The 23,813-nt window shown below is 70.9% G+C and carries 20 protein-coding genes and 2 tRNA genes; 6 read left to right on the top strand and 16 right to left on the bottom strand.

Annotated features, from left to right (window positions below):
• Positions 1-93 precede the first annotated feature (93 nt).
• Positions 94-3,030 carry a leucine--tRNA ligase gene (gene leuS, locus ACFY2Z_RS21605; RefSeq protein WP_390745717.1) on the bottom strand — a complete coding sequence of 979 codons (2,937 nt, stop codon included), beginning with the start codon at positions 3,028-3,030 and terminating at the stop codon, positions 94-96.
• 473 nt (positions 3,031-3,503) lie between these two features.
• Here leuS and ACFY2Z_RS21600 point away from each other — a divergent pair, with 473 nt between their 5' ends.
• Together ACFY2Z_RS21600 and ACFY2Z_RS21595 are read left to right on the top strand one after the other, a co-directional pair.
• A complete protein-coding gene (locus ACFY2Z_RS21600; protein ID WP_390745716.1) occupies positions 3,504-4,793 on the top strand; it encodes a cytochrome b/b6 domain-containing protein in 1,290 nt (429 codons plus the stop codon).
• A complete protein-coding gene (locus ACFY2Z_RS21595; RefSeq protein ID WP_390745715.1) occupies positions 4,794-6,407 on the top strand; it encodes an NADH-ubiquinone oxidoreductase-F iron-sulfur binding region domain-containing protein in 1,614 nt (537 codons plus the stop codon).
• Positions 6,408-6,627: 220 nt separating this feature from the next.
• On the opposite strand, the gene ACFY2Z_RS21590 is transcribed toward ACFY2Z_RS21595, so the two are convergent.
• From ACFY2Z_RS21590 to ACFY2Z_RS21545, 10 genes are all read right to left on the bottom strand, one after another.
• Positions 6,628-6,700, bottom strand: a tRNA-Ala gene (locus ACFY2Z_RS21590).
• A gap of 152 nt (positions 6,701-6,852) precedes the next feature.
• Positions 6,853-7,086, bottom strand: coding sequence for a hypothetical protein (locus tag ACFY2Z_RS21585; RefSeq protein ID WP_016643127.1), 234 nt, complete (start codon positions 7,084-7,086; stop codon positions 6,853-6,855).
• A gap of 3 nt (positions 7,087-7,089) precedes the next feature.
• Positions 7,090-7,263: a hypothetical protein gene (locus tag ACFY2Z_RS21580; RefSeq protein WP_390745714.1), complete on the bottom strand. Its 174-nt coding sequence runs from the start codon at positions 7,261-7,263 to the stop codon at positions 7,090-7,092.
• Positions 7,264-7,682: 419 nt separating this feature from the next.
• Positions 7,683-7,755 (bottom strand) — tRNA-Ala (locus tag ACFY2Z_RS21575).
• Positions 7,756-7,875: 120 nt separating this feature from the next.
• A complete protein-coding gene (locus tag ACFY2Z_RS21570) occupies positions 7,876-8,544 on the bottom strand; it encodes a histidine phosphatase family protein (protein ID WP_390745713.1) in 669 nt (222 codons plus the stop codon).
• A complete protein-coding gene (rsfS, locus tag ACFY2Z_RS21565; RefSeq protein ID WP_390745712.1) occupies positions 8,541-8,999 on the bottom strand; it encodes a ribosome silencing factor in 459 nt (152 codons plus the stop codon). The genes ACFY2Z_RS21570 and rsfS overlap by 4 nt, the downstream gene beginning before the upstream one ends.
• Before the next feature lie 108 nt (positions 9,000-9,107).
• Positions 9,108-10,880, bottom strand: a complete 1,773-nt coding sequence (locus tag ACFY2Z_RS21560; RefSeq protein ID WP_390745711.1) for an LCP family protein — start codon at positions 10,878-10,880, stop codon at positions 9,108-9,110.
• Positions 10,881-10,896: 16 nt separating this feature from the next.
• Positions 10,897-11,559 carry a nicotinate-nucleotide adenylyltransferase gene (gene nadD / locus ACFY2Z_RS21555; RefSeq protein WP_390745710.1) on the bottom strand — a complete coding sequence of 221 codons (663 nt, stop codon included), beginning with the start codon at positions 11,557-11,559 and terminating at the stop codon, positions 10,897-10,899.
• 82 nt (positions 11,560-11,641) lie between these two features.
• Positions 11,642-11,797 (bottom strand): hypothetical protein, encoded by a 156-nt coding sequence (locus ACFY2Z_RS21550; protein WP_355919806.1) that lies wholly within the window; start codon positions 11,795-11,797, stop codon positions 11,642-11,644.
• A gap of 200 nt (positions 11,798-11,997) precedes the next feature.
• The gene (locus tag ACFY2Z_RS21545) at positions 11,998-12,150 is read right to left on the bottom strand and encodes a hypothetical protein (RefSeq protein ID WP_390745709.1); all 153 of its coding nucleotides are present in this window, start codon (positions 12,148-12,150) and stop codon (positions 11,998-12,000) included.
• Positions 12,151-12,301: 151 nt separating this feature from the next.
• Between ACFY2Z_RS21545 and ACFY2Z_RS21540 the strand changes: the two genes are divergently transcribed.
• Positions 12,302-13,474: a M48 family metallopeptidase gene (locus tag ACFY2Z_RS21540; RefSeq protein WP_390745708.1), complete on the top strand. Its 1,173-nt coding sequence runs from the start codon at positions 12,302-12,304 to the stop codon at positions 13,472-13,474.
• A 112-nt stretch (positions 13,475-13,586) separates the two neighbouring features.
• Here the strand turns inward: ACFY2Z_RS21540 and ACFY2Z_RS21535 are convergent, their stop codons facing one another.
• The 5 genes from ACFY2Z_RS21535 to proB all read right to left on the bottom strand — a co-directional run bounded on the left by ACFY2Z_RS21535 (position 13,587) and on the right by proB (position 18,607).
• Entirely contained in the window at positions 13,587-14,654 is a 1,068-nt protein-coding gene (locus tag ACFY2Z_RS21535; protein ID WP_390745707.1) for a hypothetical protein, read from the bottom strand.
• A 100-nt stretch (positions 14,655-14,754) separates the two neighbouring features.
• Complete coding sequence (locus tag ACFY2Z_RS21530) at positions 14,755-15,378, bottom strand: hypothetical protein (protein WP_390745706.1); 624 nt, start codon at positions 15,376-15,378, stop codon at positions 14,755-14,757.
• A 94-nt stretch (positions 15,379-15,472) separates the two neighbouring features.
• Positions 15,473-16,759, bottom strand: coding sequence for a glutamate-5-semialdehyde dehydrogenase (locus ACFY2Z_RS21525; RefSeq protein ID WP_388966676.1), 1,287 nt, complete (start codon positions 16,757-16,759; stop codon positions 15,473-15,475).
• 61 nt (positions 16,760-16,820) lie between these two features.
• Positions 16,821-17,306 (bottom strand): hypothetical protein, encoded by a 486-nt coding sequence (locus tag ACFY2Z_RS21520; protein ID WP_390745705.1) that lies wholly within the window; start codon positions 17,304-17,306, stop codon positions 16,821-16,823.
• Between the two features lie 143 nt (positions 17,307-17,449).
• On the bottom strand, positions 17,450-18,607 hold the full coding sequence (proB, locus tag ACFY2Z_RS21515; RefSeq protein ID WP_390745704.1) for a glutamate 5-kinase: 1,158 nt from the start codon (positions 18,605-18,607) through the stop codon (positions 17,450-17,452).
• A 525-nt stretch (positions 18,608-19,132) separates the two neighbouring features.
• Between proB and ACFY2Z_RS21510 the strand changes: the two genes are divergently transcribed.
• From ACFY2Z_RS21510 to ACFY2Z_RS21500, 3 genes are all read left to right on the top strand, one after another.
• Positions 19,133-22,477 carry an ALF repeat-containing protein gene (locus ACFY2Z_RS21510; protein ID WP_390745703.1) on the top strand — a complete coding sequence of 1,115 codons (3,345 nt, stop codon included), beginning with the start codon at positions 19,133-19,135 and terminating at the stop codon, positions 22,475-22,477.
• Positions 22,478-22,562: 85 nt separating this feature from the next.
• Positions 22,563-22,952, top strand: coding sequence for a hypothetical protein (locus ACFY2Z_RS21505; RefSeq protein ID WP_390745702.1), 390 nt, complete (start codon positions 22,563-22,565; stop codon positions 22,950-22,952).
• Positions 22,953-23,242: 290 nt separating this feature from the next.
• Positions 23,243-23,782 (top strand): hypothetical protein, encoded by a 540-nt coding sequence (locus tag ACFY2Z_RS21500; RefSeq protein WP_390745701.1) that lies wholly within the window; start codon positions 23,243-23,245, stop codon positions 23,780-23,782.
• The last annotated feature ends 31 nt before the right edge of the window (positions 23,783-23,813 follow it).

Genomic DNA, 23,813 nt, shown 5'->3' with positions numbered 1-23,813 from the left:
GGTCGGCACCACCGCCGGGACCGGCACCGCGATGCCGACACCGGCACCCCGGCCACGGCGGTGACCGTCACGGACCCGACCGGCCGCCGGAGGCTACGCCGTGACGATGTTCACCAGCTTCGGCGCGCGCACGATCACCTTGCGGATCCCGGCGCCGCCCAGCGCGGCGACGACCTTCTCGTCGGCCAGCGCCACCTTCTCCAGCTCCTCGTCGGAGATCGACGGGGGAACCTCCAGGCGCGCCTTGACCTTGCCCTTGACCTGGACCACGCAGGTCACGGTCTCGCCCACGACATACGCCGGATCCGCGACGGGCAGATCCCGGTGGACGACCGAGTCGGTGTGGCCCAGCCGGCGCCACAGCTCCTCGGCGATGTGCGGGGCCAGCGGCGCGATCAGCAGCACCAGGGCCTCGGCGACCGGACGCGGCAGCGCCCCGCCCGCCCGTCGCCCACCACCCTCAACCGAGGGGCCTGCGGCCCCACCCCCATATGCCTTGGTCAGGTGGTTGTTCAGCTCGGTGATCTTGGCGATGGCGGTGTTGAACCGCAGCCCCTCCAGGTCCTGGCGCACACCGTCGACCGCCTTGTGCAGCGCGCGCAGGGTGTCCTCGTCGGGCTCGGCGTCGACGACGGTCACCTCGCCGGTCGTCTCGTCGACGACGTTGCGCCACAGCCGCTGCAGCAGCCGGAACTGGCCCACCACCGCGCGCGTGTCCCACGGCCGCGACACGTCCAGCGGGCCCATCGCCATCTCGTACAGGCGCAGCGTGTCGGCCCCGTACTCGGCGGCGATCTCGTCCGGAGTGACCGCGTTCTTCAGGGACTTGCCCATCTTGCCCAGCAGACGGGTGACCTTCTCGCCCTGGTGGTAGTACGCGCCGTCGCGCTCCTCCACCTCGGCGGCCGGCACCGCGATGCCACGGCTGTCGCGGTAGACGTAGGCCTGGATCATGCCCTGGTTGAACAGCTTGTGGAACGGCTCGGGCGACGAGATGTGGCCCAGGTCGAACAGGACCTTGGACCAGAAGCGCGCGTACAGCAGGTGCAGCACGGCGTGCTCGGCGCCGCCGACGTACAGGTCGACACCGCCGTGCGGCATGCCCTCGCGCGGGCCCATCCAGTAGCGCTCGATCTCCGGGTCGACCAGCTTCTCGCTGTTGTGCGGGTCCAGGTAGCGCAGCTCGTACCAGCAGGAACCGGCCCAGTTGGGCATGGTGTTGGTCTCGCGGCGGTACTTCTTCGGCCCGTCGCCCAGGTCCAGGGTGACGTTGACCCACTCCTCGTTGCGCGACAGCGGGGTCTCGGGCTGCGTGTCGGCGTCGTCCGGGTCGAAGGTGCGCGGCGAGTAGTCCTCGACCTCGGGCAGCTCCAGCGGCAGCATCGACTCGGGCAGCGCGTGGGCGACACCGTCCTCGTCGTAGACGATCGGGAAGGGCTCGCCCCAGTAGCGCTGGCGGCTGAACAGCCAGTCGCGCAGACGGAAGTTGACGGTGCCCTGGCCGATGCCCTTGCGCTCCAGCCACTCGGTGATGCGCGCCTTGGCGTCGGTGACGCTCAGACCGTCCAGTTTGATGTCGTCGTTGGAGGAGTTGATGATCTTCGCGTCGTACGACCCGAAGGCGTCCTCCCACGTCGAGGTGTCGGTGCCCCGGCCGTCGGTCGGCTCGACGATGCAGTGGATCGGCAGCTCGAAGGCGCGGGCGAACTCGAAGTCGCGCTGGTCGCCCGCCGGGACGGCCATGATCGCGCCGGTGCCGTAGCCCATCAGGACGTAGTCCGCGATGAAGACGGGGATGCGGTCGCCGTTGACCGGGTTGGTCGCGTACGCGCCCGTGAAGACGCCGGTCTTCTCCTTGGCCTCGGCCTGCCGCTCCACGTCGGACTTGGCCCCGGCCTGCGAGCGGTACGCGGCGACGGCCTCGGCCGGGGTCGCGTGCCCGCCGGTCCACACCTCGTGGGTGCCCTCGGGCCAGGCGGCCGGGGTGAACTTGTCGACCAGCGGGTGCTCGGGCGCCAGGACCATGTAGGTCGCGCCGAACAGGGTGTCGGGGCGCGTGGTGAAGACCGTGATGTGCTCGCCGTCGATCGGGAAGTCGACGCGGGCGCCCTCGGAGCGGCCGATCCAGTTGCGCTGCTGCAGCTTGATGGCCTCGGGCCAGTCCAGCCCGTCCAGGTCCTCCAGCAGCCGGTCGGCGTAGGCGGTGATGCGCATGTTCCACTGGCGCAGCTTGGCCTTGAAGACCGGGTAGTTGCCGCGCTCGGAGCGGCCGTCGGCGGTGACCTCCTCGTTCGCCAGGACGGTGCCCAGGCCGGGGCACCAGTTGACCGGGGCCTCGGAGGCGTAGGCCAGGCGGTACTCGCTCAGGATGTCGGCGCGCTCGGCGGCGGTCAGCTCGTTCCACGCCCGCCCGTGGTCACCGGGTACGGCGCGCTCACCGGACTCGAACTGGGCGATCAGCTCGGAGACGGGGCGGGCCTTGCGGGCCTCCTCGTCGTACCAGGAGTTGAAGATCTGCAGGAAGATCCACTGGGTCCACCGGTAGTAGTCCGGGTCGATCGTGGCGAACGACCGGCGCTTGTCGTGGCCCAGGCCCAGCCGGCGCAGCTGCGCCTTCATGTTCTCGATGTTGGCCTCGGTGGACACGCGCGGGTGCGTGCCGGTCTGCACGGCGTACTGCTCTGCGGGCAGGCCGAAGGCGTCGAAGCCCAGGGTGTGCAGGACGTTGTGGCCGGTCATGCGCTGGAACCGGGCGAAGACATCGGTGGCGATGTAGCCCAGGGGGTGACCGACGTGCAGGCCCGCACCGGAGGGGTACGGGAACATGTCCATGATGAACTTCTTGGGCCTGGCGACCAGCTCCGGGTCGCCGGCCAGGTCACCCTTGGGGTTCGGCGCCTCGTAGGTGCCCTCGGCGTCCCAGAAGTCCTGCCAGCGTGCCTCGATCTCGGCCGCCATGGCGGCCGTGTAGCGGTGCGGCGCGGCCTCCGCCGACGCGGCGGCGGTGGCAGCGGGGTTCGTCTCGCTCATGGTCCTCAAAGCTCCATCGATCGTCTCTGCCTGCGGCTGTGACATCCAAGAAACGAAAAATCCCCTCGCACAGGAGGGGACGCCGCGCCGATGCCGACCATCCGATGCACCGGTGGTCGGGACTGATCAGCGCGGCCCGCTAAGCAGAAGGCGTACGGCACGCATGGCGCTAGGGTACCCCAGCGCCCGAGCGCACCGCGACGGGCCGGGGACGGCACGCCCGCGTGCGAAGGTGACTGAACTCAACGGGGAGCGGAACCGTACTCAGTCACCGACGGTCTGGTTGTGAAGGTCCCGAAAAGCTGAACAAAGTTCAACTGGTTACTTCGCGTAACAGCAGCTAATCGGACAACACTACCGCGCCGCCACCTCTTGATAACAACGCAATAACTCAAACCTCGTACTGCTCGGTTTGGAGCCCCTTAGAGTGCGGCAGCGGGACCGCCTTCCCGAAACTGTTCGGAGTTGCCCCCATGAACCCTCCACGTAGTAACAGCTCGCTACCCAAGCCGGGCCGCTCGGCCTACGGCGTGGCGTCGGCTGTGGTCCTGCTGCTGATACCCGTCATCGTGCTCGCGGGCGGGAACGCAGTCCGGGACTTCCTCAACTTCGGAGCGGGCGTGCTCTCGCTCGTCTCCCTCAGCTGTTCCGTGATCTGGGGACTCGTCGCCCAGGACCGGATCTTCCTCAACATCCGCCAGCGCATCGTGGCGCAGGCCGTGCACCGGACCACCGCGGTGGCCTCGATCGTGTTCCTCCTGGTGCACGTCACGGTCAAGCTCGCACTCGACCACACCGTGCTGATCGCCGCACTGATCCCCTTCAGCACGGGCATCAGCGGCGCGGGCGGGCTCATCGGCCTCGGCTCCCTGGCCGGACTGCTCATGATCTTCGTCGGCGTCACCGGCGCCCTGCGCAGCAACTTCGCCGCCCCGGCGCCGGTCGCCGCCCGCTGGCGGGCGATGCACATGCTGGCCTACCCGTCCTGGTGCGCCGCACTGGTCCACGGCCTGTACGCGGGGCGCGCGGCGAAGCCGTTCTTCATGGTGTCGTACGAGCTGTGCCTGCTCGGCGTCATGGCGGCGCTGGGTCTGCGCGCGGCCCCGCGCTCGTTCAAGCGCAAGGTCGCCGACCAGATCTTCGCGATCATCGGGACCGACAACCGGTACGGACGGGACGAGCTGGACGCCAGCCGCGCCCGCAACGCGGAGGCGGCGGCCGCTCTGGCGGGCCTGGGAGCGCGTTCCGCGAGCCGTGGCGGCGCCGGCCAGGGTCTGATTCCTCCGCAGCCCTCCGCGCCCCTCTACGACGCCCCTCCGGCCCGCACGATGACCCCGGAGCAGGGCAACGGCTTCGCGGCGGCCTACCGGGCCATGTCGGGCACCCCGACCGCACAGGGCCCGATGAGCCCCGACGCGACCCAGCGCTTCGACATGCAGGTCACGGAGGCGATGCCCCGGATCGACGGAGCGAGCAGCACCTCCGGCAGCTGGCCGATCCCCTCCCCGCCGCCCGTCGGCGAGGCACCGCCCTCCGCGTACGACCCGCTCCAGGACACCGGCTACAACAACATCCCGGCCTATGGCAATTCGGGATACAACGGGTACGGCGGGGGTGAGATGTACGACACGGGTGAGACGAACGCCGCCTACGGCACGTACAACTCGAACAACACGTACAACAGCGGTCCCGCGACGGAAACGCTCCCCGGCTCCACGCCGGGGGCCGGCGAACCCTGGAACGCGCCTTCCGGAGGTTTTTAAGTGAACGAGGCCCTGCCCGACGTCCCGGAAGTCCGCGTGGTCGGACTTCCGCAGCTCACGTCGGGCTTTGACCTTGTCGAGAGACTCGACCTTCCGATGCACCTCAAAGTGCACGGCCCGCTCGAACCGGTGGGCGGCGAACAGCTCGCACAGCTGGCCGAGCAGATCTCCCTGAAGGGGCGCGGCGGCGCCGGTTTCCCCTTCCACAAGAAGTTGCGCTCGGTCGCCGAGTCGGCGATCCGGCGGGGCATCAGGCCCGTGGTGGTCGTCAACGGAAGCGAGGACGAGCCGGCCTGCCGCAAGGACACGGTGCTGATCAACCGTGCCCCGCACCTCATCCTGGACGGCGCGCTGCTGGTCGCCGAGGCCCTCGGCGCTCGGCAGCTCGTGGTCGGCGTGACCCGGGCCTCCACCGAACGCTCGATGGAGCAGGCGCTGGCCGAGCGGGGCCTCAGCGACCGCCGCGGCGCGCCGATACGCGCGCGCGTGCAGCGCAACCCGGTGCGCATGGTCACCGGCGCCGCCGCGTCGCTGATCCGCTCCATCGACGGCGGGCCGGCCATCCCGCCCGGCCGCAAGACCAGCGCCTCCCAGAGCGGTGTGGGCGGCGCGCCCACCCTGCTGTCGAACGCCGAGACGTTCGCACAGCTGGCGATCGCCGCGCGGATCGGCGCGGAGCGCTACTGCAACACCGGTCTGTACGACGAGCCGGGCACCGTGATGCTCACCGTCTCGGGTGCCGTCAACCGCCCCATGGTGGTCGAGGTCCCCACGGGCGTGCCGCTGCGGTACGTGCTCCAGCTGGCCGGCGCCCCGCCGGTTCCGCAGGGCGTGCTGACCGGTGGCTACCACGGCAAGTGGATCGACGCGGCGACCGTCAACGAGGCGATCGTCTCGCGCAACAACCTGGACGCCGTCGGCGGCGCGCTCGGCGCCGGCGCGATCCTGCCCATCAGCCAGGACACCTGTCCGCTCGGCGAGTCCCTGCAGGTGGCCAAGTGGCTGGCCGAGGAGAGCGCGGGCCAGTGCGGCCCCTGCTACCTCGGACTGCCCGCCGCGGCGCGCGGCATGGAGGACATCCTCAACGGCGGCGGTCCGGCCGCCCTGGAGGCCCTCAAGCAGGTCGCCAAGGCCGTGAAGAGACGTGGTGCCTGTTCGCACCCGGACGGCTCGGCGATGTTCCTGGAGTCGACCATCAAGGCCTTCACGGACGACCTCGCGGCGCATGTCCTGGGCAACGGCTGCGGCAGGCCCGTGGAGGGCGTGCTGCCGCTCTTCGAGGGCGGCCGGGCCCCCTCGGGGATCCCGGGCGGCGGCCAGGCCGAGCCCGAGGCGGGCGCCAGCCGGCAGAAGATCTACGTCGACTGGACGCTGTGCCGCGGCCACGGCCTGTGCGCGGACATCCTCCCGGAGGTCTTCGAACTGGGCGCCGACGGCTTCCCCACGGTCGCCCAGGCGCCGGTGCCGCTGTACGCCGAGGCCAAGGCGCTGCGGGCGGTGCGCCGCTGTCCCGCGCTCGCGCTGCGGATCGAGGAGGACACCCGGTCGGCGCCGTCCCGCAGCAACCTCCCGGTGCTGTCGCAGGGGCGCGGCCGCCGGGCCCTCGGCCGCTGAGCCCGACACGGACGCGTACGGACGCCTACGGACCCGTACGGACGCGAGAACGCCGTCGGCGGGCCGCCCCCTCTCGGGGGCGGCCCGCCGACGGCGTTCCACGGGCTCACAGGGCGGGGGCGGGGCGCCTCCGACGAGGCCGGCAGCGTCCATGGGACGAAGGGCGGCCCATACGACGAAGGCGGCCCATCCTGATCGGACGGACCGCCTTCAAATCCTGTGGAGCTAAGGAGAATTGAACTCCTGACCTCCTGCATGCCATGCAGGCGCTCTACCAACTGAGCTATAGCCCCTCGTGGCCACCCGGCGGAACCGGATGTTCACCGTGTCGCCCGGTTTCCCTGGCGGCGACGCCAACATTACACGGTCCACCGGGTGGAACACCAAATCGTTTCCCTGGGGCGCGCGAACGCGGGCCGGCGGCCGTCGCCGGGCGCGCCCCGGGTCAAGCCGTGGCGAACGAGTAGAAGCGTTTGAGCGTGCAGTGCTCGTCGAGGAGGCGGCCGTAGATCGGCTCGCCCTCCAGCTCCCGGTAGGTCTCGATCGGGTCGCCTTTTATGATCAGCGCCCGCGCGCATTCCTCACACCAGTACTGGTAGTCCGGGTTGACCGGCTCCATGTCCCGCACGATCGGTGTGCCGCTGCCGCACCAGTCGCACTTCCGCCTGTGTGCACCCATCGATCAGCTCCAGCTGTGGCCGCAGGCCGTGCACACGTACGAGATGCCACCGTTGTCGCCGAGGACCTGGGCGACATGGGACGAGCCGCAGTAAGGGCAGTCGAGGAGGGTCGCATTCCGACGTGCCACCGCCACTGCGGAGAGATCGTGGACCTCCCCGCGGATGCTCGCAGGCATCGCTACTCCCTCCCGTCGGGCCGCGCCCCCTTCCGGCCGTTTGATTCTGCCACGGCCGGACCAATACGGTCAGCGACGCCTTCGTACCAGTCCGGACACGGCCCCCGGCGTGGCCGCCGGGGCCAGCGCGTACGTGCACAGGAGGAGCGCGTCCGTAGAGGTATACGCCCCGGAGGCCCCAAGTGCTCAAGCCGGTTCGAGAACGGTGTGCCGAGGGACCGCGGCCCGGGGCCGGCCGAACCGCCCGCTCGTCGCGTCCTCTCCGCCTCACCTGGGAGGTGACACCGGATCAGGCCCGGTCGGTGTGAGGCGGAACACAGCGGGACGTGACGCTCGGCCGGATATCCGGCAAGAAAAAATCCCGCCCCTCGTGGGACGGGATCTTCTGTCGATCTCTGACACTCGAGAGTGTCGATCCGTGGAGCTAAGGAGAATTGAACTCCTGACCTCCTGCATGCCATGCAGGCGCTCTACCAACTGAGCTATAGCCCCTCGCTACCATGCGGTGAAGCCGCTTGGTGTTTCGCTCCGCTCGGCGGGGCGAACAAGAAGAACTTTAGCCTGCGACCTGCCGGAAAGTGAAATCCGGGTCGCGCGCCCCGTGAGGCGGTGTCAGTCGTCGTCGCCGAGGACCGGTTCCGGCAGGGTGCCCGCGTTGTGCTCCAGGAGCCGCCAGCCGCGCACGCCCTCACCGAGGACCGACCAGCAGCAGTTGGAGAGACCGCCGAGGCTCTCCCAGTGGCGGGCCTCCAGACCGAGCAGACGGCCGATGGTGGTGCGGATCGTCCCGCCGTGGCTGACCACGACGAGGGTGCCGTCCTCGGGGAGCTTCTCGGCGTGCCGCAGCACCACGGGGGCGGCGCGGTCGGCGACCTCGGTCTCCAGTTCGCCGCCGCCCCGGCGGACGGGCTCACCGCGCTTCCAGGCGGCGTACTCGTCGCCGTAGCGGGCGATGATCTCCTCGTGGGTCAGGCCCTGCCAGACGCCCGCGTACGTCTCGCGCAGGCCCTCGTCGACGGTGACCTCCAGGCCGGTGAGCGCGGCCAGCTCGGCGGCCGTGTCGGCGGCACGCCTGAGGTCGGACGCGACGATGGCGTCCGGCTTCAGGGAGGCGAGCAGGCGGGCGGAGCGGCGGGCCTGGCCGACGCCGGTCTCGGTGAGCCCGACGTCCGTGGAGCCCTGGAAGCGGCGCTCCACGTTCCACGACGTCTGGCCGTGGCGCCAGAGGATGAGCCGGCGGCCCCGGCCCTTCCTCCCGGTCTCGGCGCCCGGGCCGGTCACCGCAGTTCCCCGCCCAGCTCGGCGTTCAGCGCGGCGGCCTCTCCGGCGGCCTGCAGCCGGGCGTGCTCCTCGGCCTTGCCGCGGGTGGCCCGGGCGTCGGCGGGCAGCTCCAGCTCGGGGCAGTCCTTCCACAGCCGCTCCAGGGCGTAGAAGACGCGCTCCTCGCTGTGCTGCACGTGCACGACGATGTCGACGTAGTCCAGCAGCACCCAGCGGGCCTCGCGGTCGCCCTCGCGGCGCACCGGCTTGGCGCCGAGCTCCTTGAGCAGCCGCTCCTCGATCTCGTCGACGATCGACTTGACCTGGCGGTCGTTGGGCGCCGAGGCCAGCAGAAAGGCGTCGGTGATCGACAGCACATCGCTGACGTCGTAGGCGATGATGTCGTGCGCGAGCTTGTCGGCCGCCGCCTGGGCGGCGGCGTTGATGAGCTCCAGAGAACGGTCCGTGGCGGTCACTACGAGGCTTTCGGTCGGCGGTCAGTGATACCTCAAGGGTCTCACGGACCGCCGACGGCACCGCATGTGATTAACGGGGCACGCCCTGCGCCCGGAGTGTGGCCCCCGTCACGAGCCCGCCTTGTAGTTCTGGCCGAGGACGACGGAGACGTTGGCGTTCGAGGCGACCTTGCCCTTCTGCACGGCGCTGGTGGGCAGGCCGAGGGTCTTGGCGACCTCGATCGCGTTCTCCTTGTCGCCGTCGTCGGCGTAGATGACCCGGGACGCGGCCTGGACGGCTCCGGTGCCGCCGTCGACGAAGGTGTAGCCGCCGTTGACGAGGGCGACGCGGGCCTGTGCCGCGGTGGCCTTGGAGCCGGTGGCGTTCTGGATGCCGACCCGGACGGCGTCGCCGGCCTGGGGGCTCTTCACGGTGCCGCCGAGCAGCGTCTTGACCACGGAGTCGTTGTTGTCGACGGTGCCGTCCGACCCGACCGGCAGCAGCGCGGTCTTGTAGGCGCCTTCCTTGGCGCGGTCGGCGAGCTTGGCGAGGAAGCTGCCGAGGTCCTTGTCGGTCAGGGGCGGGTCGAGGATCTGGGCGAGCGTCTGCACGGTGGTCGTCGCGGCCTGCGGGTCCGAGGACAGCTTGCGCAGCACGCCCTGCATCACCTGGCCGAACCGCTCCAGCTGGGCGTCCTGGGACTCTCCGGAGGCGCGGTAGGTGGCGTAGGCGACGGCCATCTTGCCGCTGAGGGTCTGGTCCTCCCCCTTGTGGACGAGGAGGGAACCGCCCTTCTTCTTGCTGTCGGGGTCGGGGACGTCGGCGTTGGTGGTGACCTCGATGTTGCCGACCAGCTCGACGAGGTTGTTGAGGTACGGGGTGTCGAGGCGCCAGGAGCCCTCGATCTTGGTGCCCAGGGCGGAGTCGATGGCGTCGCTGGTGCCCGAGGAGCCGTCGTCGGAGACCGACTTGGCGAGGGTGGTCGTGGAGCCGTCGTCGGAGGTCAGCCCGAGGGAGTTGGGCAGCAGGACGGTGGCGCCCTGCTTGAGGGTGGTGTTGTCGACGAGCAGCGCGGTGGAGGTGCCGCCGCCCTTGGTGTTGTGCAGATGGACGACGAGCACGTCACGGTTCTGGGCGCCGGTGGCCGTGGTCGTGGCGGACTTGCCGCCGGAGGAGGTGCCGGGCAGCACGCCCGAGTACCAGAGGTAGCCGACGCCGCCGACGGCGGCCAGGGCGAGGACCACGACGAGGCCGACGACCCGGCTGCGGGCGCGGCGCTTGGCCTCCTCGCGGCGCTCGGTGCGGTTCTCGGTGAACTTCAGCCAGTCGATGACGTCTTCGGAGTCGCCGTCGGGTTCCTCGGCGAAGGCGAACTGCTCGTCGCCCGCGTCGCGGTCGCCGTGCGGCTTCTTCTGGGCGGTTCCGGACCGTCCGGTCGCGCCGCCTTCGGTGGCACCCGCGGGGTCGGCCGAGTCGTTGTCGGCCGGGCCCGCCTGCTGGGGGATGTAGGCGGTCTGCTCGGCAACACGCGGCTGCTGTCCGCTGGTTGAGGCCCGGCCGTACGGGTCGTAGCCGCCGGCCGTGGTGGTGCCGTACGGGGCGTAGGCGTCGTACGACCCGGTGGACGGCTGCGTGCCGGTGTCGGTGTCGTAAGGGGGCTGCTGCTGGCCGTGGTGATACGGCTGCTGGGGCTGCTGGGGGCCGCTCGCGTAGGGGTCGTAGCCGTAGCCCTGGGGTTGTTGATGGCCCTGGGGCTGCTGGTGCGCCTGCGTGCCGTAAGGGTCGTAGCCCTGCGGTGTGCGCTGGGTCGGCACCTGCTGGTACACAGGCTGCCCGAACTCGTCGTAGCCGACGAGTTCGTACTGGTCGCCGCCCGCGTACCCGTCGTATCGGTCGTTCACCGGTGCCCCTCTCGGCTCACTCGCCGCGGTACAGCTGGCGTTTGTCGATGTAACGCACCACACCGTCCGGCACCAGATACCAGACGGGATCACCCTTGGCGACTCTCGCACGGCAATCTGTGGACGAGATGGCCAGCGCGGGAACCTCGACCAGCGAGACGCCGCCCTCGGGCAGGCCGGGGTCGGCCAGGGTGTGGCCGGGGCGGGTGACGCCGATGAAGTGCGCCAGCGAGAACAACTCGTCGGTGTAGCGCCAGGTGAGGATCTGGCCCAGCGCGTCGGCACCGGTGATGAAGAAGAGGTCGGTGTCCGGGTTCAGCGCCTTCAGATCGCGCAGGGTGTCCGTGGTGTACGTGGGACCGCCGCGGTCGATGTCGATGCGGCTGACCGAGAACTGGGGGTTCTCGGCGGTCGCGATGACCGTCATCAGATAGCGGTCCTCGGCCGCGGAGACCTTGCGGTCGGTCTTCTGCCACGGCTGCCCGGTGGGCACGAACACCACCTCGTCGAGGTGGAACTGCGCGGCGACCTCACTGGCCGCGACAAGGTGCCCGTGGTGGATCGGGTCAAACGTTCCGCCCATGACGCCGAGCCGGCGTTTGCCCGGGTTGGACGGGCCGCCGCCGGGGCCGGTTCGCGTGCCCTTCGCCAGACCGGTGGGCATGTGGTGCTCTCCCATGCGTGCAGACCCTACCGGCCCGGCCGACGGGTACCGGCCGACAGGTCCCCGCGGGCGGCCGGGGCCGGGCCCGGGGCCGGACTCAGCGGTCGCGGTTGAAGCGGGTGGTGATCCACAGCAGCAGCAGAAGGATGACGAGGGCGGCGCCACCCGTCATGAAGGGGCTGATGCTCGCGTGGCGCTCGGTCTCGCCCTCGGCGAGGGTGGCCAACTGGGCAGCGGTGCTGTGGAAGCTCATCTTCAGCAGAACCTATCCGGTGTGGGCGGGATAAAGACGTCGGCTCATCGTATGCGGGTGCCGTCGCGTCGATCACGCCGACTCCGCCGTTCAGGCCGCCGCCGCCGTCGCGCGCCGGCTCCGGGCAGGTCGGCTCCGGTCAGGCGGCTCCGGCGCCGGGGCGGGGCACGGGCCGTCGGTGGCCGTGCGCCCGCGGGCCGTCACTTGCGCTTGTAGCCGCGCAGCAGGAACCACGCGGTGAGGATGCAGCCGAGGATCATCACGATCAGCACGACACGGAGCAGATTGCCCGGGCCCTGTCGATCTGCGGCCTGCGCGGCCTCGGTGAGCCAGGCGGCTGGCATGTGCTCCATGGGATCGCTCCTTACGGTGTGCTGCCCTGCCACGGTATCTCCGCCTAGGCTGGACTCCGCTTCGGGGGCACATAGGGTCGTCGCTCATCGCGCGGTCGCGATCTGCGAGGGACCCGCGAACCATCCGGCCTTCAGACACATGGGGGAACACATGTCCGACGACGGTCCTGGGCAGAACCCGTCCGGCCAGGGGCACGGCACCGTGCCGAGCAGGCGGCGCCGGCGCTTTCCGGGGATCTCCTCACGCACGTACGAACACCCGGCGGACCGTTCGGCCCTGGTGGCCCTGCGCAAGCTGAGCGGCTTCGACACGGTTTTCAAGGTGCTCAGCGGCCTGCTGCCCGAGCGGAGCCTGCGGCTGCTGTTCCTCTCCGACTCGGTGCGGGTCTCGGACGCGCAGTTCGCCCACCTCAACGACATGCTGCGGGACGCCTGTCACATCCTCGACGTGGACAAGGTCCCGCCGATGTACGTCACGCAGGACCCGCAGCCGAACGCGATGTGCATCGGACTGGACGAGCCGATCATCGTCGTGACCACCGGGCTCGTGGAACTCCTCGACGAGGAGGAGATGCGGGCGGTCGTGGGCCACGAGGTGGGGCACGCCCTGTCCGGCCACGCCGTCTACCGGACCATCCTGCTGTTCCTGACCAACCTCGCGGTGCGGGTCGCGTGGATCCCGCTGGGCAACCTCGCGATCATGGCGATCGTGACCGCGCTGCGGGAGTGGTTCCGCAAGTCGGAGCTGTCGGCCGACCGGGCCGGGCTCCTGGTCGGGCAGGATCTTCAGGCCTCGATGCGCGGGCTGATGAAGATCGCGGGCGGCAACCATCTGCACGAGATGAACGTGGACGCCTTCCTGGAGCAGGCCGCGGAGTACGAGGCCGGTGGCGATCTGCGTGACTCCGTGCTGAAGATCCTGAACGTCCTGCCGCGTACGCACCCCTTCGCGGCGGTCCGCGCGGCCGAGCTGAAGCAGTGGGCCGCGTCCCGTGACCACCAGCGGATCATGGACGGTCACTACGACCGGCGCAGCGAGGACAAGGACACCTCGGTGTCGGACTCCTTCCGCCAGTCGGCCGCCCACTACGCGAACGATGTGAAGCAGTCCAAGGACCCTCTGATGAAGCTGGTCAGCGACCTGGCGGGCGGCGCGGGCGACCTCGGGGGCCGGGTACGGCGCGGCTTCACGGGCTTCGCGGGCGGCGCCCCCAAGGACGCCCCGCACGACCACGGCGACCACCGTGACGAGGACGGCGGCCCCGACGACAGCCGTCCGGGCGACAGCCACCCGGACGACGACACCGGCAGCGGCAAGGGCTGAGCCCGGGCGGGCCGGGCACGGCTCCGGGCGCCCCGCCCGGGGTCTGGGCGCCCGCTGGGGCCCCTGGGGCATCCGTCGGGGCCGGGATGCCTTCCGCGGGGTCTCCCCGGCCTCAGACCCTCGGCTGCGCGCCGGAGGACATGGTGCCGCACAGGGCCGTGGCGCTGTCTGTCTCGTACGGGTTGGTGCCCGGCGGTGCACCCGCCTTGGCGATCTGCCCCGCGAGCAGCGGGCTGAGGTGGTCCGCGGTGTCCCCGCCGCATGCGAGCGGGCCCGCCTGGACGTACGAGGTGAGCAGCTCGGCCTGGTGCGTCCGCAGGTCGTCGCGGTCGAAGCGGAAGGTCAGCTCGCGCCGCACGATGACCAGCGAGGCCTTCGCCCTGGCATCCGCGGCGGCCGGCTTCAGCGCGTAGACGAGGGTGTGGTCGGCGGTGACCTCCAGGGCGTCGGAGCTGGGCTCCACCGCCTGGAGCGTGCCCTGGACGCGGATCCGGTGGTCGGCCAGCTGCGCGTGCGCGGGGTCGAAGCGGACGAGCCAGCCGGTGGGCGAGTGCCGCCCGTCGGCGGCCGGGCGGTAGAAGCTCTGGTCGAACTGGTCGAGCTGCTGGGGGGCGACCAGGAGGCGCACGCCGCGCACGGTGTCGCCGGTGAGGACGTCCGGGTCGAGCGAGGACGCCACGAGGTAGTCCTTCGCGATGGTGACGGCGGCGACGACCTGGCTCTCGGAGAAGTGCGCGGTGCGCCGGATCGGGGGCAGGGTGAAGCCATCGGCGCCGATGCGGAACTGGGCGGCGGGGCTGTGGTCGTACAGGGCCTCGGGGTTCGTGGCGCCGGGCACGGCGGACTGGGGGGCCAGCGGTATCACCGTCATCCGCAGCTGTTCGACGATCTGGGCCTTGGGCAGCTGTGACGGGTGGCGCACTCCCATGTAGACGGCCGTGCCGAAGGCGAGGGCGATCAGCAGGACGAGGACCAGCGCCTGCCGGGGCAGTCCGCGGTGCAGCGGCGGACGGCGTCGGACGGCCGGGGCGTGGTCGGCCATGCGCTCCTGCGCGGAGTACTCCTGGAGACGGGCAGCACGGACGAACGACTCGTCGAACACGACGGATCGGTACTCGTCCTCGCCACCACCGGGAGCACCCTCGGGCGTCCCCTCAGGTGGGTCTCCAGGCCCGCCCATACTTTCAGAGTAGGTCTCCCGGAGCTCCGGTAAACGCCCTGGTACACGACAACTTCTGACAGGTTCTCACCAGGTTTTCGAACGGAATCCCGAGGAGATCTCAGGGCGTCCGCGGTACGGCCGAGAAGGCCGGGGGTGAGCTCTCCGCGGAGATCGAGGGGCCCGGGCCGACACTGGTGCCCTGGCCCTGCTCCAGACCCGTCGGGGCGGTCGGCGGGACCTCCTGCCGGCCCGCGGCCCCGCCCCGGTAGACCGCGGTGAAGGCCAGCGCGACCATGCCTATACCCATCACGAGGGCGAGCATCCAGGCGACCGGACGGTGCCAGCGGGCGCCCTTGCCGTACGGCCTGCCCCAGTAGCCCGACGGGCCGTAACGGCCTTCCGGGAACTCCGCGTCGTCCAGGTCGTCGAGTTCGCGGTGGTGGGCGAAGACGGCGTCCTCGTCGGGGCCGAATCCGTCGTCGCCGTGGGTGCCCCGGCCGTGCGCCCGGCGGGCCTCGGCCTCCTGGGCCTCCGCGCGAGCCTGTGCGGCGGCGAGGAGTCTCTCCACGGCTGTCGGTTCGTGGACCACGGCCGCCCGTACGAAGGCCTCGTCGAAGACCACGGAGGCGAACTCTTCGTCCATACCTCCGCGGTCGCGGTCGTCGTCGGGCTCCCGGCCGTCAGCGAACGGCGTGCCCCCCACGTCCTCCGGCACGGATCCAGAGTAGACCTGAGGGGTCAATTTGGGCAGACGGTAAGGAAATTCAACCGCCTGGCGAGACGGGATTCACAGGTGGTTGCCGAGGGCGACGGACCGCCCCTGACTGAGCGCCCGCTCAGCGCCGTACGTGCCCGTCGCCGGTGACGATGTACTTGGTGCTGGTCAGCTCCGGCAGGCCCATCGGGCCCCTGGCGTGCAGCTTCTGCGTGGAGATGCCGATCTCCGCGCCGAAGCCGAACTGGCCGCCGTCGGTGAAGCGCGTCGAGGCGTTCACGGCGACCGTGGTCGAGTCGACCAGTTGGGTGAATCGGCGGGCGGCCTGCTGCGAGGTGGTGACGATCGCCTCGGTGTGACCGGAGCTCCACAGCCGGATGTGCTGCACGGCCTTGTCCAGGGAGTCCACGACCGCGGCGGCGATGTCGTACGAGAGGTACTCGGTGTCCCAGTCCTCCGGCGTGGCCTCCACCACCGTGGCCCGGGAGTCCTTGGCGTAGGCCGTCACCCGCGCGTCGGCGTGCACGGTGACCCCGGCGTCCGCGAGGGCGTCCAGGGCGCGCGGCAGGAACTCGGGGGCGATGTCCTGGTGGACGAGGAGCGTCTCGGCGGCGTTGCACACGCTCACCCGATGGGCCTTGGAGTTGATCAGGATCTCGATCGCCATGTCGATGTCGGCCTGGGCGTCGACGTAGACATGGCAGTTGCCGGTGCCGGTCTCGATCACCGGGACAGTGGACTCCTCCACCACCGTGCGGATCAGGGAGGCGCCGCCGCGCGGGATGAGCACGTCGACCAGACCGCGGGCGCGCATCAGCTCGTGCACCGACTCGCGGCTCTCCCCGGGGACGAGCTGGACGGCGTCGGCGGGCAGCCCCGCGCCGCCCACCGCGTCGCGCAGCACGCGTACGAGGGCGGTGTTCGACTCGTACGCCGAGGACGAGCCGCGCAGCAGCACCGCGTTCCCGGACTTCAGGCACAGGGCGGCGGCGTCGACCGTCACGTTCGGCCGGGCCTCGTAGATGATGCCGACGACACCGAGCGGAACGCGGACCTGGCGCAGGTCGATGCCGTTGGGGAGGGTGGAGCCGCGGACGACCTCGCCGACCGGGTCGGGCAGGGCGGCGACGTCCCGCACATCGGAGGCGATGGCGCGGATCCGCTCGGGCGTGAGGGTCAGCCGGTCGATGATCGCCTCGCTGGTGCCGGCCTCGCGGGCCTTGGCGATGTCCTTGGCGTTCGCCTCGACGATCTCACTCGTACGGACCTCCAGGGCGTCCGCGACGGCGAGCAGCGCGTCGTCCTTGTCCGCACGCGGCAGCGGCGCGAGGTCGGCGGCGGCGGCCCGGGCCCGGTAGGCGGTCTGGGCGACCGGGGACATGGAGTCGTACGGCAGGAGCGTGGTCATGAGGGAAGGGTAGTGCGCCGGGCGCGGCCGACCGGCGCACGTCTTACACCCCGAGACGCCCTCAAAACGGGTGAACTCCGACCGGTGTCGCCCGCGGCGGCCCCTGCCCCTCGGCGACCCGCTGGTGGTAGGTGTCGCGGTCGATGACCTCCAGGCCGACGATCTCCCAGGGCGGGAGTCCCGCGCTGCGGCGGTGCTCGCCCCACAGCCGCAGCGCGACCGCGGCGGCGTCGTGCAGGTCGCGGGCCTCCTCCCAGTAGCGGATCTCCGCGTGGTCGCCCGCATAGCGGCTGGTCAGCAGGAAGGGGTGGTCGTGGGCGAGTTGTTCCAGGGCGCGCCGTACCTCGGTCAGCGGCGCCTCGTCCCCGGCGAGGCTGAGCGTGACATGCCACAGACGGGGGACATCGCCGGGCTCGTCGCAGGCGTGACCGGCCGCGACGCTGGTCAGTGCGCGCTCCTCGCCCGCCGCACGGGGGACACCGCCGCGAACGGTGCCGGAGGTGCCACGACCGCGGGACGTCGCCGCTCCAGGGCGCACTCGTCTCACGACGGCCTCCTTTGCAGTGCTCGTGTCCGGGCTCGTGCGGAATGGGTTCCCGAGACAAAGTTGAGCAGGCCGCACGGGTCCGCGGGGCGGTTTTACGGAACGTCCCCCGCCGGACCGGCCCGCGATGCGGGCTTTTCGAGCCGTTACGGGTGCAGGAGGACCAGGTCGTCCCGGTGGACGACCTCACGTTCGTAGGCGGGGCCCAATTCGCGCGCCAGTTCTCGCGTCGAGCGGCCGATCAGCCGGGGGATCTCCTTGGCGTCGAAATTCACGAGCCCGCGCGCCACCGCCCGCCCCTGGCTGTCGCGCAGTTCCACGGGGTCCCCCGCGGCGAACTCGCCCTCGACCGCCGCGATACCGGCCGGCAGCAGCGAGGTGCGGCGTTCGACGACCGCGCGCACGGCCCCGTCGTCGAGCATGAGGGCGCCCTGCGGGGTGGAGGCGTGCTGCAGCCACAGCAGCCGGTCGGCGGAGCGCTTGCCGGTCGGGTGGAAGTAGGTGCCCGTGTCGCGGCCCGCGAGGGCGTCGGCGGCGTGCACGGCGGAGGTGAGCACCACGGGGATGCCGGCCGCCGCCGCGATCCGGGCCGCCTCGACCTTGGTGACCATGCCTCCGGTGCCGACGCCCGCCTTGCCCGCGCTGCCGATCTCCACGTGCGCGAGGTCCTCCGGCCCCCGCACCTCCGCTATCCGCGAGGTGCCGGGCCTGCTCGGGTCCCCGTCGTAGACACCGTCCACGTCCGACAGCAGGACCAGCAGGTCGGCGTGGACGAGGTGGGCGACGAGCGCGGCGAGCCGGTCGTTGTCGCCGAAGCGGATCTCGTCCGTGGCGACCGTGTCGTTCTCGTTGACGACCGGCAGGGCGCCCATCGCGAGGAGCTTGTCGAGGGTGCGGGAGGCGTTGCGGTGGTGGGCGCGGCGGCTGGTGTCGTCGGAGGTGAGCAGCACCTGGCCGACGCGGATGCCGTGGCGGGCGCAGGACGCCGTGTAGCGGGCCACCAGCAGGCCCTGTCCGACGCTGGCGGCGGCCTGCTGCCTGGCCAGATCCCGGGGCCGGCGGCGCAGCCCGAGGGGGGCGAGGCCGGCCGCGATGGCGCCGGAGGAGACGAGGACGATCTCCTTCTCTCCCCCGCCCACCCGTCTCCCACCCGCCTCGACCGAGACCCTTCGGGGCACCCCCTGCTTGCGGTGCTTGGCGAGGACGTCCACGAGGGCGTCGACACGGTCGGCGTCGAGCCCGCCCGCGGCCGTGGTCAGCGACGACGAGCCCACCTTGACGACGATCCTGTGGGCCTCGCTCACTGCCTGCCTTGCCCCTGACACCTTGCCTGCTGTCCCCTCGCATCGGTTCACCTGCCCCTCGAAATCTACGCGAAGAGGGACCGGCGGCGCGCATCGGTCCGGCAGGCGGACGGGATCGCCGACGGGTGCAGGGGAAGCGGCACTCGGCGCCGGGACGGCGATCGGGTTCCGGGCGCCGGGGGCGAGCCGACCCGCCCACACGGCTCTCCGCCCCGGCGGAGGTCGGCGTCGGTGAACCTGTCGCTGCTTACCGCGCGTTCACCTTTCACGCCACTCGATAAATAGGTGACAGCTCGTCAAATTGGTCCAAACACCCACGCGTTCTTTATCGTTCGTCCACCAAGAGCAAACCCATAGTCAACCATCTCTTCACTTATGTAAGATCTCTGAGCGCTTTGTCGTGTCCCTGGCGCAAGCCCGAACTTCCGCACCCCCAAAGGGACATGTGCACGGCGGACCACGAGTCTGCCTGGCGGCTCGCCGTCACAAGTGCGCAGCCGTCGGGCACCCAACCGAAGGACCACTTTGGACACCACCTACTGGAGTCGGCGGCGTGTGCTCGGCGCCCTCGCGGCCACCACAGCCGTCGCCGCGGCCTCGAGCCTCGTCCTCAACCCCGTGGCGGCTTGGGCCGACGCCCCTCCGTCCGACGGTGACGACGGCGACCCGCTCGACCTGCCCGAAACCGACCGGGCGAAGACCGTCCAGGCCTGGCTGCTGGGCGGCCCCGCCACCCGCGCCGCCGCGGAAGCGGCGCTCAGCGGCACCGACACCGACATCCAGACCTTCCTGACGGTGGACCTTCCCAAGGCCACGGCGGAGGACAACCGCGTCGCCATCGTCACCTCCCTGGCGGGAGGCGGTACGGGTGTCCGGCGGGAGGCCGCCGCGGCCCTGGGCGGCGGTGACGCCGACATCGCCGCCTTCCTCGACGGGGGCTTCCACAGCGCGGTCCTGGAGGACCTGCGCGTGGCCACCACCACGGTGATGGCCACGGGCGGCAAGGCCGTGAACCGGGACGGCAACACGGCGCTGAGCACGGGCACCCAGGACGCCCTGGAGCAGTACCTGCTCGACGGCCAGTACACGGCGCGCGACGAGGACATGCGCTTCGAGGCCACCAGGCTCACCGTCAACGCGGGCCCGGAGGTGCAGAAGTACGCCACCCGGGCGCTGTCCGGCACCGCCGAGGACGTCGAGTGGTTCCTCGACACCGGCCAGCACATCGCCCGCGCCCGTGACCAGGAGTCCGCAACCATCGACGAACTCGTCGCGGTCGTCGAGCGCGAGGGCAAGAAGGCCGACGCGAAGACGAAGGAGGCCCAGGAGGCCGCCGCTCGCGCCACGGAGGCCGCAGAGAAGGCCAAGGAGGCCGCCGAGAAGGCCGCCGCCGAGGCCCAGGCGGCTCAGCAGGACGTGATCAAGTCGGGCCAGGCGGCCCGCAAGGCGGCGCAGGCCGCTCAGGGCGCGGCGGACTCGGCCCGGGTCGCCATCCGCGCCTCCCGCGCCGCCGTCGACGCCTCGCGCCGCGCCGCCTACGCCGCCACGGCAGCCAGTCAGGCGGCCGCCACCGCCGGCAACGCCGCCGCCCAGGCGTACAACGCCGCCATCGCCGCGTCCAAGGACGCCACCAAGACGACCGCCGCCAAGAACGCCGCCGTGGCCGCACGCAACGCCGCTGCCAAGGCCCGCAGTGCCGCGAAGGCCGCCGACGCCGCCAAGGTCTCCACGGACCAGTCCAAGGCGGCCAGCGCCTCCGCCGCGTCCGCGGCCCGCAACGCGGCTGCCGCCGCGTCCGCCTCCGCCGCGGCAGCCGCCGCCGCGGGGGCCTCCGAGGCGGAGGCCGCGGAGGCCAAGCGGCAGGCGCAGATCGCCGGCACCAACGCCCAGATCGCCACCAACGCGGCCGGCACCGCCCAGGCTCTGGCCGACACGGCGTCGGCGGCGGCCGCCGCCGCACGCGACGCCGCGAACAGCGCCGCCGACCACGCGGACAAGTCCGCGGATGCCGCCGAGTGGGCCGTCAAGTACGCGGGCAAGGCGATCGACTACGCCAACAAGTCCACCGGCTTCGCCAACGAGGCCACCAAGGCCGCCAACACCGCCATCGACGCCGTGAACAAGGCGGTCACGGTGGAACAGCAGGCGCGGGACGCCGAGTGGCAGCGCCTCGACGAGGACACGAAGCAGGCGCTGGAGGAGGCCCGCCTGCTCGCGCAGATCGAGGACGGGGAGCGGGCGGAGTACGCCGAGAAGCGGACGCAGGCCGCGCAGGCCACGCAGGCCACGCAGGACCTCGTCGCGAAGGCCGAGACGGCACTTCGGGGCGGCGACCTGGGCCTGTCCGCCACGCTCGGGCGCAAGGCGGCCATCGCCTTGATGAACGCCACCGGGACCTGGACACGGGAGGCCGCACGGTTCGCCCTGTCCGGGGCCGACGCCGACGTCCACCGCTGGATCGACGCCGACCGCCGGCTCGCACAGCGGCAGGACGACCTGGAGACGTCCCTCTACATCGCCCAGGTCTCCTCCCCCGACGTGGCCGACGCGGCGGCCGTGGCACTGGCGGACGAGGACCCGGACGCCGGCACGACCTTCCTCAGCTCCGGCGTCATCACGGCCGCGGCCGCGGACAACCGGGTCATGATCTCCCGTGTCCTGGCGGGCACCCCCGGCAGCGCGGTGAAGAAGGCGGCGAACGACGCGCTCGACGCCGACACTCCCGAAGCCCTGCACCAGTTCCTCAGCACCGGGTACGAGACAGCGATGCGGGACGACGACGCGGTCGCCACCGCCGCCCTCATCGACAAGGGAGGCCCGTACACCAAGGCTCACGCGCAGGTCGCGATGGAGGGTCCGGCGTGGATGCGCCGCAACTTCATCGCCTCGGTGCAGTACAGGACCGCGCAGCTCGACTACGACTCCGCCGCCCACATCGCGGCCGTCCAAGGCGCCATCGCCGCTGCCTCGAAGATCGCGAACAAGGCGGCGGAGAACGCGAACCGCGCCCAGGAGGCCGCGGCGAAGGCCCGCAACGCGGCCCAGGAGGCGTCGGACTGGGCGAACAAGGCCACGCAGTCGGCCAAGAAGGCCGACGACTACGCCAAGCAGGCGAACGCGAACGCGGACGCGGCCGACAAGTCGGCGCAGAGCGCGCAGGCCTCGGCCGACCAGGCCAAGCAGGCTGCCGCCAAGGCACGCACGGCCGCGCGCTCGGCGAACTACTCCGCCAACCGTGCCGTGGACGCCGCCCAGAACGCCAGGGCATCCGCCAACTCCGCCCAGGCCTCCGCCAACGCCGCCCGGGCTTCCGCCATCCAGGCGAAGCAGGACGCGCAGACCGCGGCGGCCGCGGCAAGCGAGGCGAACAGGATCGTCGTCGCCAAGCGGAAGGCCGAGCTCGCGGAGAAGGCCCGCAAGGCGGCCGAGGCGGCGCGGCAGGCCAAGGCGAGCGGGACGAATCCGGCCGACACCGCCGACAACGACTCCGTCAAGGGCGGTCTTCCGTGGTGGAAGAAGGACGCCCGCTGGCTGGCGAACGCCACGAACGATCTGAGCATCGGCACCGGCTTCATCGCCGCCGGTCTCGGCCTGGCCGGTCTCGCCTTCCCGCTACTCGAACCCGCCGCGGGCGCCTTCGGCGAGGCCTCGGTCGCGCTCGGTGGGCTCAGTGCCCTGTTCACCGGCATCGGCTACGGATTCACGAGCTCCGAGTTCAAGCAGTCCGCAGCGAGCGCCGCTTTGGGCCTGCTCACCTTCGGCCAGTCGAAGTGGATCGGTGCTCTCGGCGCGGGCAAGGTGGCCACGAAGGTGACGCAGTTCGGACACGACCTCGTCTCGCCGGTCACCGGACTTCTGAGCCTTTTCTGACGGTGCAGGCAAGTTAGAGTCGCGCAGTAAAGGGCCGGCGGCTCCGACGCCGCCGGCCCTTCTCCATCGCGGAAAGGAACCCGCTATGCTCGCCCGACTTCCTCTGCCCTGGCTGTTGCTTCTGGCGGCCTTCGCCACCGTGGTTCTCGGCCTCGGTGTGCAGTGGGTGTTCAGAAGGCCGAAGGCAATGGCACTTTACCTGGCCATTTCGGCGGGATGCTGTCTCGGTATGATCGCCGTGGGCGCCCGCCAGTATCAGCACTGGAATACCTCGCAGATGCTGATTCTCTACTCCTTCAGCTGGCTGGGGCTCGCCATCGGCTTCTTCCCGTCCAGGAAGCTGCTGCGCCAGTACGCGGAGGACCAGCGCCGCGGAGTGAAGCCGGCGAGCATCCAGTACCCGGCCCGATACCGGGCGCCGCTCTTGATCTCGGTGATCGTCATGGAGCTCCTGGGCTTCATTCTCTCCACCTGACCCCACAGTTTTTGTCGAATCATTTGCGGCGGACGACACAACCTCGAAACGGGCGTGACCAACCTCATATCAACACGGCGGTTTTGCGTCCCATTTAACCACTTTACGAAGTGGACAGACACTCTTCACCTACGGTTTTATTGGCGCGTCCGATCAACGGAATCCGGACCGACCGTCAGCATTCCACGGCGGGACTTGGGGGAGACAGAATGCCGAATTCCGGTTGCCTTCATTTCCATGCCTGAAACATGCTCGCGCTCGTTCTCCGGAGGCGAGAAGTAAGGATTGCGATGAAGGCACGTGCCACGACGGCAAAGCCACTGCGCCGGAGACTCCTAAGCACCGCCGCCCTGGCGGCCGCGGGCGCCCTGACCTGGGTCACGCTGCTGGGCGGAGGAGCGTCCGCCGGCCAGGGCACCGCCTCCGAAACGGTCGCGCCCGCCGCCGGAGAGGCCCCCGGCTACGCCGTCGAGAAGTTCGACTACCCACAGGCCGACAAGATCCTCGCCGAGAAGAACATCGTCCTCAAGCGCGGCGACGGCCACATCACGCTCGCCGACTGTGCCGGCGGCACCGGCTTCCTCGAGGTCTGGGCGCGGAGCAAGGACAAGGTCTGCTTCCAGGTCACCGGCAACAGCGGCTGGCTGACCCTGGAGATCCCCTCCGTCTACGCCGTCCGGGGCAACGACTACTCGGCCCAGGTCGACATGACCGTCGGCACGGAGGAGAAGAGCTTCGACATCGCGAAGAACACCTGGACCGCCGTCGGCGAGAGCGCGGACCCGCAGGGCCGTGAGCACATGCTCGTGGAGATCAGGACCTCCAAGTAGCGCCCGCCGCTGCGTCGTTCGCCAGCCGATC

It is taken from the genome of Streptomyces sp. NPDC001222, from assembly GCF_042896945.1.
Taxonomy (GTDB): domain Bacteria; phylum Actinomycetota; class Actinomycetes; order Streptomycetales; family Streptomycetaceae; genus Streptomyces; species Streptomyces gibsoniae.
The sequence above is the reverse complement of the archived record's forward strand: the minus strand, read 5'-3'. Positions and strand labels throughout refer to the sequence as shown.